The organism is Psychrobacter sp. FME13 (assembly GCF_014861395.1).
Taxonomy (GTDB): Bacteria; Pseudomonadota; Gammaproteobacteria; order Pseudomonadales; family Moraxellaceae; genus Psychrobacter.
The window spans coordinates 1-19,279 of sequence record NZ_RRYV01000036.1 but is presented as its reverse complement, the minus strand read 5'-3'; the positions used below and the strand labels follow the sequence as shown (position 1 = coordinate 19,279).

The following is a 19,279-nucleotide window of genomic DNA, read 5'->3' as shown; positions in this document are numbered from 1 at the left end:
TAATCTTACCATTAGTCATTTTTTTGTGGATGATTGGCATTCATTTTAGCCAATCTGGTTTCTACACTACTCAAATACTCTTAATTGAACATAGTTAATCGAACATAATTAACTAAAAATAATTTACTCCACATACCCCATAACGCTTTCGACTAACAATCGATCAAATCGACTAAAATATGATTTATGTCTACTATGCTTAATAAAAATGAGTCTAAAATCACCCTGACTCCAATGCAAGAAAAGTACCTACCCTATGTGCTAGCGGTCGCACTATTCATGCAAATTTTGGACGCCACTATTTTAAATACGTCATTACCGCAAATGGCGCAGGCGTTAGGTGAATCGCCATTAAAGATGCAATGGGCGGTCATCAGTTATGCGCTCACTTTAGCAATATTTATTCCTATCAGTGGTTTTCTAGCCGATAAATATGGTACTCGCCGCGTATTTTTATATGCAATTATTCTGTTCTGTATTGGCTCGTTACTATGTGCTGCATCGTCGACGTTAGATTTTTTGATTGGCTCGCGCATTGTACAAGGTATTGGCGGTGCGATGATGACTCCCGTTGCTCGGTTGATATTGGTTAAGTCCTATCCACGCAATAAGCTCTTAACAGTCATGAACTTTGCGGTGATACCAGCATTGGTTGCCCCGTTAGTAGGGCCAGTATTGGGTGGTTATATCGTACAATATACCAGTTGGCACTGGATATTTTTAATCAACATCCCGATGGGTATTGCCGGTCTTATCATGGGTAAAAAACTCGTGCCGGCATTATTTGAGGATACTAAACGACTGGATTGGGCGGGGTTTGCATTATTCGCAGCGGCGGCTTGTGGATTTACGCTTGCAGTAGAGTTTGGTTCGCAAACAGGCCGAGGTATCTATGGGTTATTACTTGCTTTGGGAGCGAGTATGCTGATAGCTGCTTATGTATGGCACGCCAAACGAAGATCTGCACCACTATTTCCATTGACTCTGTTTGATATTCGCACTTTCCGAATTGGTATTACAGGTAATTTATTCACACGCCTCGGTATCAGTTCTGTTCCCTTTTTACTGCCGTTACTATTACAAGTGGTATTTGAATACTCACCTTCACGGGCAGGCTGGTTGCTTGCTCCAATTGCAGTTGGTGCTATGGGTATCAAACCTTGGGTTAGTAAAATTATTCAACGTTATAGCTATCGCACTGTTTTGGTTTATAACACGTTTTTTATGGGCACGCTTATCATTGTGTTGGCGCAGTTTGATGACCCTTCACAGTGGCTTTGGTTTATACCTATATTGACAATTATGGGTGCTTGTAACTCCATGCAGTTCAGCGCGATGAATACCATTACTATTGGCGATCTTCATGGTACACAGACCAGCAGTGGTAACAGTTTAATGGCTGTTAATCAACAGCTAGCGATCAGTTTCGGTATTGCTTTCGGCGCAGCCGTACTTAATTTATTGCGTGATCGATTTTCGCTAGATACATTGGTTGCTTTTCAAGCCACCTACTGGATACTTGGTGTCTTAACCATTCTTTCAGGATTGTATTTTTTACGGCTAAAACCTGAAGATGGTCGTGGTCTATATTAAGTATGATTTGGTCAAGTAGAGCCTCTCAAATGTTAGGTACAAAACATTGGGCATAAAAATGCCAGCTTATGTTTTGGTATATAACCAATCACAAGCTGGCAAGTTTAGAGAATATGTTCTGTTTATTAATCACATCAACTTAAGGCGCGTCATCATCATTCATTTGTGATTGGATGTATCGTTCTATCCCAACGCTTTCAATCAAATCCTCTTGTGTATCTAACCAGTCTTCATACTCTTCATTACCATCTTTTAAGGTAACCAATAGCTGGCGAGAAACATAGTCAGACTCTGTCTCACATAACGTGATAGCATCAGTAAGGATAGCAAACTTCTGTTTTTCTAAACGTAAGTTGCAGTCAATCGTTTCAGCCACATCTTCACCGATAAATATTTTGCCATAATCTTGCAAATTCGGTAAACCGCCTAGCAATAAAATCCGTGCAATCAAATCATCAGACCATTTCATCTCAGCAATAGATTGTTTGTAAAAACTTTCATTGAGGGCTTCTAATCCCCAATGACGTGCGATACGAGCATGTAAAAAATACTGGTTGATAGCGATCAACGACTGTCCAAGCACTTTATTTAAAGCACGAATAACCTCTTTATTACTTTTCATTATCTTTCTCCATATGTGTTGTTTGAGCTTATTCTTATTTATATACGCATCTAGCGTAGTGTTAAATAAGATTAGGAGTCACTTCAGCCATTTGGCTTTGTAGATAATTAGGTAGACTAATCATGTTAATAAGGCGCAATTGCTGTTCGAGCCAATGAGCGTGATCTTCTTCAGTGTCTTTTAACTGCTCAACCAACATTTCACGTGTCACATAGTCATGCTCTGCTTCGCAGATAGCGATGCCGTCTTTTAGGTGTTGTTGTACCTTGTACTCTAAGTCCAAATCTAGCTGTAGCATTTCAGGGACAGTAGAGCCAATGTTGATGGTATCAACAGTCATTTTTGGCGTGCCACTCAGCATTAAGATACGGCGAATAATGGCTTGGGCATGTAGTGTCTCATCTGCCATTTCATGATGAATACGCTCATAAAGTTTACCGTAATGCCATTCAGCATACATTTCAGAATGTATAAAATATTGGTCGCGAGCTGCAAGCTCACCACCTAACAAAAAGTTTAAATAATCAATGACTTTTTGGCTGCCTATCATAACGTGTACTCCTCTATATCTACCTTGTATATCGTCTTACAATCAAAATGACCTACATCAGGACAGTCTGATCAACAAACCAATTACTTAGTATCAAAATCAACAGAATTTATTGCAATATTAGAGACACATAATAGCATACAGGCTGTTATCCAGCTTGTAACATTATGAACTAAGAATAAGATGCTAGTTGAGAATAAGATGCTAGTTGAGAACAAGATGCTAGTCGAGAATAATAACTGGCTAGATCATGTCATTATATATCGTTAGATAATTATTAAATGGCTACGGCGTTACTCTCACAAGATGTACTACTTGTACAATCTGCGTTTAGATGACTTGTATTCATTTTAGAGGGCTTTGACTATATATCGTGTGACTTAAAAATGACAACATAAACTATTTTAGCCCATGTGGAGGGCTATCGTTTGAATGGAATGCACGGCTTATTCTTATGACAATATTTGGATATTTTGACGCTATTAAATATATAAATGTGTCAATTAATGGCACCTAAGTGGCTGCTGTCAACAATATCCATTTTATTAAAAATAAGCGCATCAACACTAAGAATCTTACCCTATCCATGGTAGATAGAGTAAGTAATTAGTGGTATTTATGTCAATATGAGTTCGGGTGGCATCTACATTGAGAATGATAGAAAATTGAGAATGGTAAAACAGAATAGAAACGAGATGAGCTATTAATGCTTAAACAGCGTACGCTAATTCATCAAGCTTGGCATGATGTTCATCTAAGTAGTCATTGACCATAGGCTCACAGCAGCCACAACAAGTTGCCACATCTAGCGTATCTTTTAGACCATCAAGCGTATCGATGCCTGACGCAATCGCTGCCTGAATTTGCTTTTCTTTTACGTCATTGCAAATACATACGTACATGAACTGGCTCCTATGAACATCACTATTCAATAACTATTTGACTGTCAGTCAGTTTAAAGAGTTGATAATCATCATCTTATGCAACTTAATTTTCGTCACTGGACAACCAATCAATCATCTTTATTGATTGACCTATCATAACGATAACTATTATCATTTTCAATAGTATTTAAATGTTTTTTTAAGGAATTCTGCATAATTGGCAAGGATATTGCATCCTTTAATCTATCTAAACGAATATAAATATGTATGTTATGATATAGATGAAAGGTAGTAAATTAACGATAAACTGTAATTTAGCTCACTTTTTAATCGATTTTATGCACAACTACTGTTATATTTAACTTCTATTAACAAAAGCCCTATAGGGATCATACTATGTCTGACAATAATTTTACGTTACGACCTATTGAGCTGTTTAAAGTCTTATCTGACCCGACCCGCTTAAAAATATTTCAAATTTTATTTAAAAAAGAATCACGCTGCGTGGGAGAGTTAGTAGAGATACTAGATCAGCCACAACCAACGATATCACGTCATTTAAATCATTTGAAAGAACTGGGTATTTTAAGCTGTGTACGAGATGGTACATGGATGTGGTATGAAGTGTCCGATGACTTACCAGAATGGTGTCAAGAAATTTTAGATATTACCTATGAGCAAATATCTACTAAAGATATTGCCATGCCAAAGCCTGGTTAACGATGTTTCGTATTAAGAATATTCAGACATACCCTACAAAAAAAGACCTATTTATCATAGGTCTTTTTTTATTTCTAATGAAGTATGTCGACTATTTAAACCAAATCTAAAAACTCACTAATAAAGGTGCTAGCTGGTTGATGTATCAGCTCTTCTGATGTCCCTACCTGCTCCACTCGCCCTTGATTCATAACGACAATCTCATCAGATACTGCACGCGCCTCTTCTTGATCATGAGTAACCATAATGCTAGTAATACCCAGCTCATGGTGGATATTTTTTAACCACGTACGTAGCTCCTTACGAACTTTAGCGTCTAGTGCACCAAACGGCTCATCAAGCAATAATAATTTCGGCTTTACTGCAAGTGCACGTGCCAGTGCAATTCTCTGACGCTGACCACCTGATAATTGGTGTGGATAAGCATTGGCAATCTGTGGCAGCTGCACTAACTCTAATAGCTCTGCCACACGCTTATTAATATCAGCTTTGCTTGGTCGCTCATTCTTTGGCAGCAAAGTGAGACCAAACGCGACATTATCAGCGATATTTTTGTGACGAAACAGCGCATAATGTTGAAACATAAAGCCGATGTGACGTTTTTGTACAGGCGTGTTCGTCACATCTAACTCATCAAACAACACCTGCCCAGAGTCAGCATACTCAAGACCTGCAATGATACGCAGCAAAGTGGTTTTGCCACAGCCCGACGGTCCTAGTAATGTCGTTAGCTTGCCAGTTGGTACGGTGATATTGATATTATCTAAGGCTGTAAAATCACCAAATTTTTTATTGATGTTGCGAATTTCGATGCTCATAATGATGTCTCTTATATATATTTTAGTGACCATTTATGTCAGTCATGCGTTACCAATAAACAGTAATGTCTCACTTATACCTTGTCTGTAACCGTTGTCTCAGTACTTAATGATATCTCAGGTATATTATCCAATCGCCCAGATTTGGCAAACTTACGCTCTTGTAGTTTAGTCATGATTTGCTGGATAAGCAGCGTAATCAATGCCAATGCAGCAAGTAAACTAGATAAAGCGAAAGCGGCTGTAAAGTTGTAATCATTGTAAGCAATCTCAACCAGTAGTGGCATGGTGTTGGTCTCGCCCCGAATATGACCTGATACGACGCTGACTGCACCAAACTCACCCATCGCCCGCGCATTGGTCAAAATTAGGCCATATAGCAGTGCCCATTTAATATTTGGCAACGTCACATGCCAAAAAGTCTGCCAACCAGAAGCGCCCAATGTGAGTGCTGCTTGCTCTTCACTATCACCTTGAGTTTGCATCAGCGGTATCAACTCACGTGCGACAAACGGGAATGTGACAAATAATGTCGCTAATACAATACCAGGAACCGCATAAATGATTTGGAACCCCATACTCTCAAGCCAGCCACCAACCGTAGAGTTGAGTCCAAATAGCAATATGAACATCAAGCCTGCAACCACTGGTGAAACAGAAAATGGCAAATCAAGTAACGTGGTAACCAACTGCTTACCTTTAAACTGATAGCGAGTGACCAACCATGCAATCGCGATACCCATCACCATATTAATCGGTAAAACAATGGCCGCAGTAATCAATGTTAGCTTAATGGCTTGTAGTGCCTCTGGATCGACAAGTGAGGCAATATACAACTGCCAGCCACCCTTAAAGGCTTCGTAAAACACCGCCAATAAAGGGATCACTAACATCACTACCATAAATAGTACGGCAATAACGATAAAGATACGACGTATCCATGGTGCATCTTTGGTGGCTGCGTTACTCTGGTAGTCGTAGCTATTAGATATTTGCATATTAGCGTGCTCCTACACGGCGTGACAGCTTCCACTGTACGATATTAATGGTTAACAGAATCACAAATGAGATAAGCAGCATAAATAGTGCGACAGCAGAGGCGCCTTGAATATCAAACTGCTCAAGCTTGCTGATGATAATCAACGGTAAAATCTCAGACTGCATCGGAATATTACCTGCGATAAAAATCACCGAGCCATATTCGCCAGTGGCACGAGCAAACATCATACCTGCACCCATTAATAATGCTGGTAACAACTCCGGTAAAATTACTTTACGAAAGGTGGTTAAGCGATTGGCGCCTAGCACGGCAGCCGCTTCCTCAAACTCAACTGATAGCTCAGCGAGTACCGGCTGCACAGCACGGACGATAAAGGGAAAGCTGACTACGACCAACGCCAACCAAATACCCAGTGGCGTAAACGCCACTTGAATATCAAACTTAGCAAACCATTGACCCATCAACCCATTGGGAGCATAAAGCGTAGCAAGCGAGATACCAGTAACCGCTGTTGGTAAGGCAAATGGCAGGTCGACCAAGGCATTAATTAAAGACTTACCCCAAAACTCATAACGTACGAGCACCCAAGCAACCAAGGTACCAAACACCATGTTAGTAAGCATGGCTAAAAAAGACATCCATAAGCTCAGCTTGATAGCAGCCGTCACTTGCGGCTGGCTGATGGTCTCCCAAAAGCCACTCCAACCCATTTGCGTTGTCGTATAAGCCATCATCGCAAACGGCAACACCACCAATAGCGATAAGCTAAAAACAGTAATGCCCATGCTCAGACCGAAACCTGGCAGTACATTGCGTTGACGCAAGCGTGTTAGCCAACCTTTCTTAGCAGGGGCTTTACTGGCAGAAGAAGATGTTGCACTCATAGTGATGTCCTGTTGCCTAACTGATGGTACTTATCGTAAGACCATGTTATATCGAACTTATTATTAAGATGCTTACGGTATAAAGGACACAGTGCGTACGACCATGTCCTTTATGAAGTTTTCCTAAATGACCACATCACCTAACTGGTAGTAAAGTCACTGCTTTGAATAAATGAGCAATCTTAGTCAATTGCTACTGCGGTGCATTGATAGCCAATTGATCGAACACGCCGCCATCACTGAAGTAAGTACCCATGATGTCATCCCATGACCCAAAGGCGTCATTCGGACGGAAAGTTTCAACTGGTGGTAATTTGTCACCGTTTTTCTCTAGTACGCTTTGTACACTAGGACGTAGATAAAGATCGGCTGCCAATTGCTGAGCAGGCTCGCTCCATAGGTAATCAAGATACGCTTTTGCGGCGTCTGTTGTACCTTTTTTGTCTGTCACAGCTTTGACAACAGCCACTGGGCTTTCTGACTTGATAGAGTATTTTGGATAAACGATATCGACTTGACCCGCACCAAAATCGGTCGCTGCAAGGTTGGCTTCATTTTCAAAGGTTACTAAGACGTCACCGATACCACGCTGAACGAATGTCGTTGTGGCAGCACGGCCGCCATTTTCATAGACTTTGACATTTTTTAGCATGTCTTTGACATAGCCTTTAGCTTTTGCTTCATCTTGATTAAAGGCATGCAAACCATAGCCATACGCACCTAAGAATGCATAACGACCATTACCCGTCACTTTTGGGTTAGCCATGACAATCTCAAGACCATCTTTGGTCAAATCTTCCCAGTCGTTAATGCCTTCTGGGTTACCTTTACGTACCAAAAACACGATAGTACTGGTAAAAGGCACTGCATTATCAGGGAATTTACTTTCCCAATCTGACTCAACCAAGCCTTCTTTCTCAAGCAGCTCAATATCAGATCCTTGGTTCATCGTGGCCACATCCGCCTGTAAACCGTTAGCAACAGACAGTGCCTGCTTGCTTGAGCCACCATGTGACTGTTTGATTAGGATATTACTGTCTGGGTTTTCAGCTTTATAGTGTTCAACGAATAACGGATTGTAGTCTTTATAAAAATCACGGGCCACATCATAAGAGACATTCAGCAACTCGATATCTTGCCCTTCTGTCGCGGCTGCGCCGTCCGCATTGGCAGTCGTATCGCCATTGCTACAACCAGCCAAACCCAACGTTAATGCAACGCCTGCAATGCTCAAAACATTCAGTTTTTTACTTTTTTGTTGATAACCAGCTGCGTGTGTCATAAATCCCTCAAAAATATTTGTTAAGTAATGCAAGTATGCTAACAGTGCCATCTTATTATGTTTAATGATGAATATGCGTATGTTATTGCCAAAACGGAATAACTAGGCGATAACTACAAACTTGTCAATTTATTTTCAGGAGCCACTAAAAATACTGTTGATGAAGCGTCAAAAACACAAACGCTTGCAGCGCCTATTATTCGACAGTCAGCCAGTCAAATGAGTGTTAAAAAGCTATTTTTCTACGCGAGCCAGCTGATCAAAGCGGCCACCATCGATAAAGAACGTATCCATAATCTGCGTCCAAGTACCAAAAACAGATACTGGGTCGAAAGTTGCAATTTCAGGCAATGTGTCTTTATGAGCAGCCAGTACTTCTGCATTACTAGGGCGCATGTACATCTCTGCCATGAGCTGCTGAGCAGGCACATCCCACAGACCTTGTAAGTAAGCACTTGCGGCATCTGTCTTACCGCTTTTATCCGTAACACCGGTCACGACTGCCACTGGATTAGCAATTACTATAGAGTAGCTTGGATACACAATATCGACTTGGCCTTTAGCAAACTGCCTAGCAGCCAAATTTGCCTCATTTTCAGTTGTGACGAGCACATCCCCTAGCCCGCGTTGGGTAAAACTGGTCGTCGCTGCACGCGCACCATTGTCATAAGTGACCACATTTGCTAATAGTTTTTTGATGAAGTCATCAGTTTTGGCTGGAGCTTCCACACTTTCTTTAAATTGATGCAAACCATAACCATACGCTCCTAAGAAAGCATAACGCGCTGTGCCACTGGTTTTTGGGTTCGGTATGACCACATCGATATCATTGCGTGCCAAGTCCGACCAGTCTTTGATGTTTTTTGGGTTGCCGCTACGTACCAATAGCACCATGGTACTGGTATAAGGCACTGCATTATTCGGGAACGCCTGCTTCCAATCAGTGGCTACCAGCCCTTTTTCTACCAACAGATTCATATCGCTTTCTTGGTTTAAGGTTGCCATATCTGCTTGCAAACCATTAGCAATAGACAGCGCTTGCTTACTTGAGCCACCATGTGATTGATTGACCTTGACCTTACTACCTGGATGCTCTTTTTCATAACTTGCACTGAATAGAGTGTTGTAGTCTTTATAAAAGTCACGTGATACATCATAAGAGACATTCAGTAAGCTGATATCCTGCGAGTCTCCCGCTGTCGGTGTGTCTTGTTGCGTGGCTTCAGTAGGACTACAGCCTGTTATCAGTAAGGCGACTGCCCATGCACTACCAACTTTTAAACTGATATTAGATACCTGTGATCGCATATGTTTCTTCTTAATAAATGATAGGGTACTAACCAAATATTGATTGCTCTATTATTAGTATTGAAGCTTTAAATATTTTGGATTTTGCCCGATGGATAATAAAAGATATGCTAGCAGTTTGTGTGCTAGACTCTTAGTGACGAATTCGCTTATCAAGTGTTTAACTTGGCATAAGCGATTTTGGCGATCCACAGCCCTAATGTTTGGAATATTTAACCCGCCCTAGCCTATACCTGAAACAGGTAAGAAATTGTAAACATAAAAAAGGTGCCAGACGATAAGCCCGACACCTTTTTTATTAACTTTTTATAATGTTTTTATAATACTTATACCGCAGATGCTCCCGTTAATTTCACCTCGGCACGTTCTTCTTTTGCGATACCAGCATAGTAATTACGCAATATCTGTAGCACTTCTGGGCGACTAAAATTATCTGGCACTTCTTCATCTTCTGATAGGGCTTTACGCAGCTTAGTCCCCGATACTTTGACATGCTCAGAGGCGTCATGCGGGCAAGTTTTGTCAGAGGCCATCGCATTACAAGCATTACACCAAAAGGTCCAGCCAATTTTTAATGGTTGGGTGATGAGGTCATCTTTGCCGACTTTATCAAAAATGGCCTGCGCGTCAAAGGCACCATAGTAATCACCAACACCAGCATGGTCACGACCTACAATAAGATGGCTACAACCATAATTTTGACGGAATACAGCATGTAACAATGCTTCGCGAGGTCCGGCATAACGCATGTCTAGTGGATAACCCGCTTGAATAACAGTATCTTGTTGGAAGTAGTTATCGATTAAGGTCTTAATTGCTTCTTGACGCACTTCTGCTGGGATATCACCAGGCTTTAACGCGCCGAGCAAAGAGTGTACTAAGACCCCATCACAAATTTCGATGGCAATTTTGGCAAGGTATTCGTGTGAACGGTGCATTGGGTTACGTGTTTGGAATGCCGCAACCGTTTTCCAGCCTTTGGCATCCAAAATTTCGCGTGTTTCAGCGGGCGTTTTATAAATTTCAGGATATAATGTTGGAAACTCGCCTTCGCTGAGTACTTCTACGCTACCTGCGATATTGACATCGTCTTGGTTCAATACTTGTTGAACACCTGGATGCTCTGAATCTGTTGTGGTAAATACTTGCTGACACTCATGCGTTTTGTCGATGGTGTAAGTCTCTTCCACAGTTAAGATGCCCATCACTTCACCATCTTCAGCGACCAGTGCCACTTTGTCACCTGAGTTAAGGCTGTCAGCAGTCGCTTTAGGTGCTGACAACGTAATAGGAATCGGCCAAAACAAGCCTGCGTTGTCACCACTTTGCAAGCGCATGTTGTCAACCACGCCTTGCCAATCCGCTTGATTCATAAAGCCATTCAACGGTGTAAAACCACCAATACCAAACATAATTAAATCACCACGCTCACGAGAGCTTAAGGTGATCGTCGGTAATGTGCTGGCAAGCGTAATCGCTTCATCGCGAGCATCCCCTCTTAGTAGTAACGGCTTTAATTCATTGCTACCGTGTGGCGGAACAAGTTTTGATGGCTGATTATTAATAATAGAAGCTGTCATAGTCGTTTTAAAACCTCAAAAATAGTGCTGAGAAAGTAAGAAGTGGCTTAAGAAATGGTTGTGGCATTGCGCTTTAAATTTGATAAGCATAGGCTACCTAACTTTCGTTATGAAAATTTATGCTGTGTTTGGATATGGATATGTCTTAAAGGAATTTATGTTTTTAAGCGCAAGCTTATATGATGTAAAGCTGAATTGTGCGCATTGCGAACGGCAATAAACCTATTACACACGCAAATCATTTTCGTCGCTGCTTTTAAGTCTAAAAACAAATTTGAGATTACGTCATGTATCAATATAACTACGCTGACCAAAACTTAGTAGAGGAACGAGTCGCTCAGTTTCGCGATCAAACCGAACGGTTTTTGGCAGGCGAGCTGCCAGAAGAACAGTTTTTGCCACTGCGTTTGCAGAATGGTCTTTATATTCAGCGCTATGCGCCGATGTTACGTATCGCCATTCCTTACGGCTTACTAGCCAGTTACCAACTGCGCAAACTAGCAGAAATTACTCGTAAATATGATAGAGGTTATGGACACTTCACGACCCGTACCAATATCCAGTTGAATTGGCCAAAACTAGAAGAAGTGCCAGATATCTTGGCAGAATTGGCATCGGTACAGATGCATGCTATTCAAACATCTGGCAACTGTATTCGCAATACCACCACTGACCCTTATGCTGGTATCCATAAAGAAGAGATTGCGGATCCACGTCCTTATTGCGAGATTATTCGTCAGTGGTCTACGTTCCATCCTGAATTTGCTTTTTTACCACGTAAATTTAAGATTGCCGTTATCGGTACAGAGACAGATCGCGCAGCGACGCAAGTGCATGATGTTGGTTTGCACTTGAAGAAAAATGAGGATGACGAGATTGGTTTTGAAGTATTGGTTGGCGGCGGACTTGGCCGTATCCCAGTGCTTGGTAAAGTTATCAATAAGTTTTTGCCACGTGAGCATCTACTCAGTTATTTAGACGCTATATTACGTGTTTATAATCTGCATGGTCGCCGTGATAAAGGCAGTAAATATAGATCACGTATCAAAATATTGGTCGATACCTTAGGTGGACCTGCATTTGCTAAATTGGTCAATGCTGAGTGGGAAGCGCATACCAAAGACGGGCCGTTGACACTGACTGATGCAAATTTTGAAACCGCCATGGGCTTTTTCAGTGAGCCTGATTATGCGGACTTCGATGCGCTACAAGTTCAGTCTGATTTACAGCAGCAATTGAGCGCTGATAAAGACTTTGCCAATTGGTATAAACAAAATACTGTCGCACACAAAGTCAATGGATACCGTGCAGTAGTAGTTTCTTTGAAAGCAGGGTTGGTTGATGGTAAATACGTACCGTCAGGCGATGTCAGTGAGTCACAGATGGACGCGTTGGCTGACCTTGCAGACAAACATAGCTTTGGTGAATTGCGCGGCACTTACCAACAAAACCTAGTATTTGCTGATGTACAAACCAATGAGTTGTACGAGTTGTGGCAACAACTAAAAGCGCTGAATTTAGCTCGTGCCAATATTAACACCCTCACGGATATGATTGTTTGTCCAGGTTGGGATTATTGCTCACTTGCTAATGCCACTACCCACAACATCGCTGAACAAATAGAAAAGCAGTTTGTCGACCTTGACTATCTCTATGATCTTGGCGATATCCGTCTCAATATGTCGGGCTGTATCAATGCCTGTGCCCATCATCATACTGGCGATATCGGTATTTTGGGTGTCGATAAAAAGGGAGAAAACTGGTATCAGATTAGCCTTGGCGGCAACTCTAGCGACAATGCCAAGCTTGGCAAGATACTCGGTCGATCCGTACCTACGGAAGCAGTTGCTGACACAATTCAAAAGATCGTTGATGTCTATGTTGATCTACGTGCTACCACTGATAACGACGTAGAAAGCTTTGGTGAGTTGGTTGAGCGTGTCGGTATTGATCCATTTAAGGAGAAGGTCTATGGCTAATCACCATATTTTGGATAGTCAGGGTGTCGATATTAGTCATCAGGACAGCTGGCATGTATTGACCACTGAGACACTACCAGATGGAATCGCCTCTGTAGACCTTACTTTACTTGAGCTCTTACAACGACAAGAAAAACCTGATGTGCTAGTGCCACTTGCTGATTTGTTAGATGCTTCAGGCACGCTAGGAGTTGGCTTAGTCAAAGAAGTGTATGAGCTGATAATCCAGCATAGCAGTCATACTGGATTATGGGTGACTGCTGATACAGACACAGATGCGTTAATAGCGTTAAGTGAGCTGCTATTAACGCAGACGCTTATCGTCATACATGTGCCAAAGTTCGCTGATGGACGTAACTTTAGCTTCGCGCAAACCTTACGCCAAATTGGCTATCAAGGCGAGATTCGCGTTACTGGTGATTTTGGCCGTGATCAAATTGCCTATTTATTACGCGTAGGCGTCGACAGCTTTGTGCTTAGTGAGCACGACATGCAATCTATTTCTGATATTCGTCAAGCATTCAATGCGCTTGCCAGCAGCTATGGCGGTCGAGATGCCGCAGCATTACCGATGTTTGCAGGTGTTTAACTAACTTAAACTTTTACTACAGCATGCCCTCGTTTTCAGCCGACTCAAAGTTTGCTGTTTACATTGAGGGCCTGTGCTAAACCCTTTTATCAAATCAATCCCATTTAAGGAATATACCATGAGCCAATTACACCCAAATCTAAATATCGACCAAGCCAATCAAGACCTGCAAGGTAAATCACCAGAAGAAATCGTGGCATGGGCACTGACTCAAGCAAAAAACCCAATCATCACGACTAACTTTCGTCCGTATGAGTCAGCAATCCTGCATTTGGTTGCTAAGCAGCGTCCTGACATCACCGTACTATGGGTAGACTCAGGCTATAATACTGATGCGACGTATCAGTTCGCTAATAAAGTGATTCGTGACCTTAACCTAAACGTTGTGACTTATATACCTAAACAAACAGCGGCACATCGTGATGCAACCATGAACGGTATCCCGGGTATTGATAACCCACAGCATGGTGAGTTTACTGACCAAGTAAAACTTGAGCCATTCCGCCGCGCTTTAGATGAGCTGAAACCTGACGTATGGTTCAATGCGATTCGTAAAGATCAAACAGAGTTCCGTCAAGGCCTTGATGTGCTTAGCCTATCAAAAGATGGCGTGTTAAAAGTCGCTCCATTATTTGAAAAAACCGATGTTGATCTAGATGGTTATCTTGAAGAAAACAACCTACCAAACGAGTTTGATTATTTTGATCCAACTAAAGTAGAAGAAAGCCGTGAGTGTGGTTTGCATACTCAGCTATAATACTAGGGCATATCCTCAATTCAATCGATAGTTATCTAAGTGGGTTAAAAATAGCTAAATCTTGCCAAACGGTGTCAAATAGCTGACTAATATCTCGATATTATCTGCGCTATTTTCCTTGTTTGACGGCAATTTATCTCATTTTTATCACCATTTTTAAAATGAGGACACGCCCTAGCTGTTTATGAATAAAAAAGGCCCTTTCTTGGATTCAAGAAAGGGCCTTTTTTATGCTTATCGCCCATTCAATTTTAAAATAATAAGTACTGTTATTTTCGCCCATTTCACTTTTCATGATTAAATCAGTTGCCAACTCCCTTTAGCATCGCGTTTACCCATGACCGCCAACACCAATACTAGGCTCAATATCAGTAATAAGTACCAAGAACCCAGCTTACCCCAACCGACCATTTGCCATGAGCCCACTTGTGAAGGATAACGCCAAATATTAGCAAAAGTAGCAATATTCTCTGCTAACCAAACCAGAAATGCGAGAAACAATAGTAATGGTAAAAATGGTAATTGGTATTGCTTGGCACTACCTGCCTGCAAATTATTCTCACTATTAATTTGAAAAAATATTTTGGTTTTCCAGAATAAGATGAGTGAAGCTACGAACAGCACATTGCGAATATCAGGTACAAAGAATTTAGTAAAAAAGTTAGCATAAGATGAAACAACCAATAAAATCACCCATACTAAATTTGGCAAATTGGTAAAAGACACGTTAAACAGCCTTAACCCACGCGCTAAAAAACTGCCTACCGCCGAATACATAAAACCTGCAAAAAGCGGCACATTGGCAATTCTAAAAATCGCTTGCTCAGGATAGCACCAAGAGCCGATTTTGGGATGGGTCAAAAACAGCTCCATTGCCATGGCAATAATATGAAAAATAGCAATGACCCATACTTCACGAGGTGCTTCTAACTTTAAGCACACCAAAAGCGCTTGAACAATTAAGGCATATGCTAATAAAACATCGTAGCGATAAATCCCAAAAACTGGCCAGCTCATATAATGAGTCAGCACAAAAGCCAATAACAAAAGGATTCCAAATAAAGCAGAGGCTAAGGCCAGTATGCTGCCACGTAAAATAGTTTTTAACACCTCAGACTGACGCTACTATCATATCAACTACCGACTCGTGAAAAAACTCATTGCTATATTCATCCATGATATCAATAAACGTACTAGTATGATAATCACCTTAAAATATATTAAAATGCATTCAATTGAATAAATAACGTTTTTTTAACGTCTTATGGTATAACATTGGGTTATTCTATGCCTTACCTTTGAGGGCTGCGCATAATAAATGCACGACGCTCACCCTTTAAAGTCAAACCATGAACGAAAATACCATCTTTGTGAGTAGTCGCGCTCACTGTACTACTCAAGATTGGTGATAGTTTTACCGTACTCATTAATATGGATATTAGTTATGCCCTCTATAAAAAAAAATAACTCACTCTACGAAAAGCTCCATGATAAATTACCTCCTGTCGGAAAAGCTGCTTCTTTTTTGACTGGTGCTAGCGTCCTCACTGCCAATAGTGTCTTCGTTGGTATACCTATTTGGACGTTGGGCGCGACCAAAGTATTGACCAAGTCAAAATACGCTGATGATGCACTCATTGCAATTACTAAATATTGGATTAACAGTAATAACGCTGTAATCAATCATGCGCTACCTCACAAAGACTGGCGTATCAATATGCCGAATGATTTAAGTGAGGACAAACAATATCTACTCGTGAGCAATCATCAATCTTGGGTGGATACCAGTATTGTGCAATACATTAGCCAAGGTAGATTGCCTTTGACACGGTTCTTTACTAAGTTTAATTTGATTTATATTCCTGTTATCGGTCAAGCCTTTTACTTCTTAGACTTTCCGATGATGAAGCGCTTTTCTTCTAAAGCAATAGCAAAAAATCCAGAGCTTAAAAAACAAAATTTAATCGAAGCCAAACGTGCGTGTCGTCAATTAAAAGACAAGCCTTTTGCACTACTTAATTATTTGGAAGGTACGCGCTTCACCAAAGAAAAACATGATAAGCAAGACTCACCTTATCAACACCTATTAAAACCACGTGCTGGTGGTCTGTCATTGGCGATCAATGCATTAGGTGATCAATTGGATTCAATCTTAGATATCACGATCGTATATCCAGATGGGACGCCTGACTATGATGACTTATGGAAAGGCAATATCCGTCGCTTGGGTGTAGATGTGACTCGCTTAAAGATACCCGATGAGTTATTTTCCGCAATTATGGATGGTGGTTATGACCGTGATGAAGCCACGAAAAAAATGATGTTTGATTGGCTAGAAGACATCTGGCAACAAAAAGATGCACGTATGACTAAAATGCTCAGTGAGTTTGAGTAGGCTTTGGCAAAATACTCCATATATTATTGCGAATATTTTATAAATATTATGGTCAAAGTGCTTAGCTATATCACTGTTATATCACTTTGGCTATCCTATTTATTTTTTGTCTTATACTGCCTTTTATTGCTAAGCATCACGCTATATGAACATCCTATTAAGTCATCTATTCCCTTTCTCGCAAAAAAACCCCACCAACATGACAAAAACGAATATACTAATGCCAATTCACTGCGTGAGACGTTGCGCGTGATACCTCATAATAGCTGTATATCTTACATTAAATGAATGATTGGTAATGCTATGAATACTTTTCCGCTATTTTTTAAACTAGAAGACCGTAAAGTGCTTATCGTTGGTGGCGGTGATGTAGCGTTGCGTAAAGCCGATTTACTCAGCCGTGCCGGTGCCTCTATTACGGTGTTAGCGCCCGATATTTGTGATGAACTGCAAGCGTTACTATCTAATAGCAAGCATACACTGATTTATGAAAATTATGATAAAAGTCATATGTCAGGCGCACGAATCATTATTGCAGCAACTGATAACGAACCCCTAAACCATCAGATTCATGCAGATGCCACTGATCTTAATATTCCGGTGAACGTCGTCGATACTCCGCCTCTATGCGATTTCATCTTTCCCGCTATCGTTGACCGCAATCCAATTGTGATTGGCATCTCATCTAACGGTAAAGCACCAGTATTAGCACGCCTGTTACGGGCACGCCTTGAAACGTTAATCCCACAAGGTTATGGCAAATTAGCCAAACTAGCTGGCGAATTTCGCACTGAAGTAAAAGCCAAGATTCCTACACTGACCGGACGTCGACAATTTTGGGAGCGGGCATTTGAAGGCAAAGTTAGCGAGCTAATGTTTGCTGGTAATGAATCTCAAGCTACTGAGCAGCTACAAGCCGACTTAGATAGCACTGCCGCTCATATTGCCAGTGCTCATGAATCACCGATCGACACTGCTGTGACAGCCGCTCCTGTGATCGACAACCCAACCTCTTTGGATGCTAGTACTCCAGTTGGTGAAGTCTATATCGTGGGTGCAGGGCCTGGCGATCCAGAGTTATTAACATTCAAAGCGCTACGCCTGATGCAGCAAGCAGATATTGTCTATTATGATGCATTAGTCTCACCGCAAGTGTTAGATTTATGCCGCCGTGATTCGGATAAAGTGTTTGTCGGTAAAAAACGCAGCAACCATGCGGTCGCTCAGCTCGGTATCAATGAGCTGTTGGTAAATAGTGCCAAAGAAGGTCGCCGAGTGGTTCGTCTAAAAGGTGGCGACCCGTTTATCTTTGGACGTGGCGGCGAAGAGATTGAAAGTTTGCGAGCACATGGCATCCCTTATCAAGTCGTGCCAGGCATTACTGCTGCCAATGCAGCGGCCAGCTATGCAGGGATTCCACTTACTCATCGTGATCACTCGCAATCGGTCCGCTTTGTTACTGGGTTTTTAAAGGCTGGCGCGCCAAACAACAACTTTCAGAGCTTTTTGAACACCGATGAGACGGTTGTGTTTTATATGGGTCTGCACTCTTTGCCTCGTTTGACCGAGGGCTTGGTTGGTGCTGGACGTAGTAGCGATACACCTATTGCCATCGTATCCAATGCCAGTATGCCTAATCAGCAAGTATTGACTGGTACACTTGCCAATATCGTTGAATTACAAGCACAAGCGCAACTACCAACGCCTGCCCTACTGATCATGGGTGATGTCGTTAGCCTGCATGATAGTTTGGCTTGGTACAATCAACAACATGAGCAAAATATATCCGACACCAATAATAACTGGTTACGTGGTGGTACAGCTTCCACGCCAAAATCCGAAACTGCACTACATGAACCTCATGCTCAACAAGCGCATGCCTTGTCGATGGTAGCCAGCCTTGCCACAGAAGATGGTCTAGAGCAACTGATTGTTGATTAATTTAGGTTGTCTAAACAATCAAAAAGCCACGCTAATAATCATTAGCGTGGCTTTTTGATGTATGGATTTTAGCTCATTTTTTTGGTTTTTATTAAAAAACCACTCATAAAATAGTATGAATTTTATAAAGTGGTGTGAAGCGTATAAGGCCAAACGTCATCTTGTGGTACAACCATATACCAATATCTCTCTTCTACCACAGTTAACGGCCTATAAATTAAATGAACAAAAAAGCTGGCATAGAATAAGCGTGGCTGTAGTAGTCCTACACTAACCCCAATTCGGGATAAGCGCTCAAAAAAAAGATAAAAAAAGAAGTCCGAAGTTGCTAAAGTAAGTTTACCAAGACCACTTAAGCAAAAAGGACTTCTTACATG

At 41.4% G+C, this 19,279-nt stretch carries 18 protein-coding genes; 7 read left to right on the top strand and 11 right to left on the bottom strand.

Translation table 11 applies throughout. The features are described from left to right. Positions 1–195 precede the first annotated feature (195 nt). Entirely contained in the window at positions 196–1,593 is a 1,398-nt protein-coding gene (locus EI164_RS06790) for a DHA2 family efflux MFS transporter permease subunit (RefSeq protein ID WP_192519229.1), read from the top strand. A gap of 139 nt (positions 1,594–1,732) precedes the next feature. Here the strand turns inward: EI164_RS06790 and bfr (EI164_RS06785) are convergent, their stop codons facing one another. From bfr (EI164_RS06785) to EI164_RS06775, 3 genes are all read right to left on the bottom strand, one after another. Further along, positions 1,733–2,215, bottom strand: a complete 483-nt coding sequence (bfr, locus tag EI164_RS06785; RefSeq protein WP_192519228.1) for a bacterioferritin — start codon at positions 2,213–2,215, stop codon at positions 1,733–1,735. Positions 2,216–2,276: 61 nt separating this feature from the next. Beyond that, positions 2,277–2,765, bottom strand: a complete 489-nt coding sequence (gene bfr / locus EI164_RS06780) for a bacterioferritin (protein WP_192519227.1) — start codon at positions 2,763–2,765, stop codon at positions 2,277–2,279. Positions 2,766–3,475: 710 nt separating this feature from the next. After that, complete coding sequence (locus EI164_RS06775) at positions 3,476–3,667, bottom strand: bacterioferritin-associated ferredoxin (RefSeq protein WP_192519226.1); 192 nt, start codon at positions 3,665–3,667, stop codon at positions 3,476–3,478. Positions 3,668–4,045: 378 nt separating this feature from the next. Here EI164_RS06775 and EI164_RS06770 point away from each other — a divergent pair, with 378 nt between their 5' ends. After that, on the top strand, positions 4,046–4,369 hold the full coding sequence (locus EI164_RS06770) for an ArsR/SmtB family transcription factor (RefSeq protein ID WP_192519225.1): 324 nt from the start codon (positions 4,046–4,048) through the stop codon (positions 4,367–4,369). Positions 4,370–4,464: 95 nt separating this feature from the next. Here EI164_RS06770 and EI164_RS06765 read toward each other — a convergent pair whose 3' ends face one another. From EI164_RS06765 to sat, 6 genes are all read right to left on the bottom strand, one after another. Next, the gene (locus EI164_RS06765) at positions 4,465–5,187 is read right to left on the bottom strand and encodes a sulfate/molybdate ABC transporter ATP-binding protein (RefSeq protein WP_192519224.1); all 723 of its coding nucleotides are present in this window, start codon (positions 5,185–5,187) and stop codon (positions 4,465–4,467) included. Between the two features lie 74 nt (positions 5,188–5,261). Next, positions 5,262–6,185, bottom strand: a complete 924-nt coding sequence (gene cysW / locus EI164_RS06760) for a sulfate ABC transporter permease subunit CysW (protein ID WP_192519223.1) — start codon at positions 6,183–6,185, stop codon at positions 5,262–5,264. 1 nt (position 6,186) lies between these two features. Continuing rightward, positions 6,187–7,071: a sulfate ABC transporter permease subunit CysT gene (gene cysT / locus EI164_RS06755; RefSeq protein WP_192519222.1), complete on the bottom strand. Its 885-nt coding sequence runs from the start codon at positions 7,069–7,071 to the stop codon at positions 6,187–6,189. A 193-nt stretch (positions 7,072–7,264) separates the two neighbouring features. Further along, positions 7,265–8,353 (bottom strand): sulfate ABC transporter substrate-binding protein, encoded by a 1,089-nt coding sequence (locus EI164_RS06750; RefSeq protein WP_192519221.1) that lies wholly within the window; start codon positions 8,351–8,353, stop codon positions 7,265–7,267. A gap of 234 nt (positions 8,354–8,587) precedes the next feature. After that, entirely contained in the window at positions 8,588–9,661 is a 1,074-nt protein-coding gene (locus tag EI164_RS06745) for a sulfate ABC transporter substrate-binding protein (protein ID WP_192519220.1), read from the bottom strand. A 326-nt stretch (positions 9,662–9,987) separates the two neighbouring features. After that, entirely contained in the window at positions 9,988–11,241 is a 1,254-nt protein-coding gene (gene sat / locus EI164_RS06740; protein WP_192519219.1) for a sulfate adenylyltransferase, read from the bottom strand. A 287-nt stretch (positions 11,242–11,528) separates the two neighbouring features. Here sat and EI164_RS06735 point away from each other — a divergent pair, with 287 nt between their 5' ends. The 3 genes from EI164_RS06735 to EI164_RS06725 all read left to right on the top strand — a co-directional run bounded on the left by EI164_RS06735 (position 11,529) and on the right by EI164_RS06725 (position 14,566). Continuing rightward, positions 11,529–13,220 carry a nitrite/sulfite reductase gene (locus EI164_RS06735; RefSeq protein WP_192519218.1) on the top strand — a complete coding sequence of 564 codons (1,692 nt, stop codon included), beginning with the start codon at positions 11,529–11,531 and terminating at the stop codon, positions 13,218–13,220. Further along, the gene (locus EI164_RS06730) at positions 13,213–13,809 is read left to right on the top strand and encodes a DUF934 domain-containing protein (protein WP_192519217.1); all 597 of its coding nucleotides are present in this window, start codon (positions 13,213–13,215) and stop codon (positions 13,807–13,809) included. The genes EI164_RS06735 and EI164_RS06730 overlap by 8 nt, the downstream gene beginning before the upstream one ends. Before the next feature lie 118 nt (positions 13,810–13,927). Beyond that, complete coding sequence (locus EI164_RS06725; protein WP_192519216.1) at positions 13,928–14,566, top strand: phosphoadenosine phosphosulfate reductase family protein; 639 nt, start codon at positions 13,928–13,930, stop codon at positions 14,564–14,566. Between the two features lie 297 nt (positions 14,567–14,863). Here EI164_RS06725 and EI164_RS06720 read toward each other — a convergent pair whose 3' ends face one another. After that, a complete protein-coding gene (locus EI164_RS06720; protein ID WP_192519215.1) occupies positions 14,864–15,676 on the bottom strand; it encodes a DUF817 family protein in 813 nt (270 codons plus the stop codon). 334 nt (positions 15,677–16,010) lie between these two features. Between EI164_RS06720 and EI164_RS06715 the strand changes: the two genes are divergently transcribed. Continuing rightward, complete coding sequence (locus EI164_RS06715; RefSeq protein WP_192519214.1) at positions 16,011–16,961, top strand: acetyltransferase; 951 nt, start codon at positions 16,011–16,013, stop codon at positions 16,959–16,961. A 303-nt stretch (positions 16,962–17,264) separates the two neighbouring features. Then, a complete protein-coding gene (gene cysG, locus EI164_RS06710) occupies positions 17,265–18,902 on the top strand; it encodes a siroheme synthase CysG (protein ID WP_192519213.1) in 1,638 nt (545 codons plus the stop codon). A gap of 122 nt (positions 18,903–19,024) precedes the next feature. Here the strand turns inward: cysG and EI164_RS16960 are convergent. Next, positions 19,025–19,279 (bottom strand): hypothetical protein (locus tag EI164_RS16960; protein ID WP_225739156.1); only part of this gene is annotated, 255 nt, incomplete at its 5' end.

What these genes read in the sequence shown, in the direction of transcription:
- EI164_RS06770 (WP_192519225.1), top strand. Translation starts at nt 4,046, where the DNA reads ATGTCTGACAATAATTTTACGTTACGACCTATTGAGCTGTTTAAAGTC.
- EI164_RS06775 (WP_192519226.1), bottom strand. Translation starts at nt 3,667, where the DNA reads ATGTACGTATGTATTTGCAATGACGTAAAAGAAAAGCAAATTCAGGCA.
- bfr (WP_192519227.1), bottom strand. Translation starts at nt 2,765, where the DNA reads ATGATAGGCAGCCAAAAAGTCATTGATTATTTAAACTTTTTGTTAGGT.
- EI164_RS06730 (WP_192519217.1), top strand. Translation starts at nt 13,213, where the DNA reads ATGGCTAATCACCATATTTTGGATAGTCAGGGTGTCGATATTAGTCAT.
- sat (WP_192519219.1), bottom strand. Translation starts at nt 11,241, where the DNA reads ATGACAGCTTCTATTATTAATAATCAGCCATCAAAACTTGTTCCGCCA.
- cysW (WP_192519223.1), bottom strand. Translation starts at nt 6,185, where the DNA reads ATGCAAATATCTAATAGCTACGACTACCAGAGTAACGCAGCCACCAAA.
- bfr (WP_192519228.1), bottom strand. Translation starts at nt 2,215, where the DNA reads ATGAAAAGTAATAAAGAGGTTATTCGTGCTTTAAATAAAGTGCTTGGA.
- EI164_RS06750 (WP_192519221.1), bottom strand. Translation starts at nt 8,353, where the DNA reads ATGACACACGCAGCTGGTTATCAACAAAAAAGTAAAAAACTGAATGTT.
- cysG (WP_192519213.1), top strand. Translation starts at nt 17,265, where the DNA reads ATGAATACTTTTCCGCTATTTTTTAAACTAGAAGACCGTAAAGTGCTT.
- EI164_RS06725 (WP_192519216.1), top strand. Translation starts at nt 13,928, where the DNA reads ATGAGCCAATTACACCCAAATCTAAATATCGACCAAGCCAATCAAGAC.
- EI164_RS06790 (WP_192519229.1), top strand. Translation starts at nt 196, where the DNA reads ATGCTTAATAAAAATGAGTCTAAAATCACCCTGACTCCAATGCAAGAA.
- EI164_RS06745 (WP_192519220.1), bottom strand. Translation starts at nt 9,661, where the DNA reads ATGCGATCACAGGTATCTAATATCAGTTTAAAAGTTGGTAGTGCATGG.
- EI164_RS06715 (WP_192519214.1), top strand. Translation starts at nt 16,011, where the DNA reads ATGCCCTCTATAAAAAAAAATAACTCACTCTACGAAAAGCTCCATGAT.
- EI164_RS06735 (WP_192519218.1), top strand. Translation starts at nt 11,529, where the DNA reads ATGTATCAATATAACTACGCTGACCAAAACTTAGTAGAGGAACGAGTC.
- cysT (WP_192519222.1), bottom strand. Translation starts at nt 7,071, where the DNA reads ATGAGTGCAACATCTTCTTCTGCCAGTAAAGCCCCTGCTAAGAAAGGT.
- EI164_RS06765 (WP_192519224.1), bottom strand. Translation starts at nt 5,187, where the DNA reads ATGAGCATCGAAATTCGCAACATCAATAAAAAATTTGGTGATTTTACA.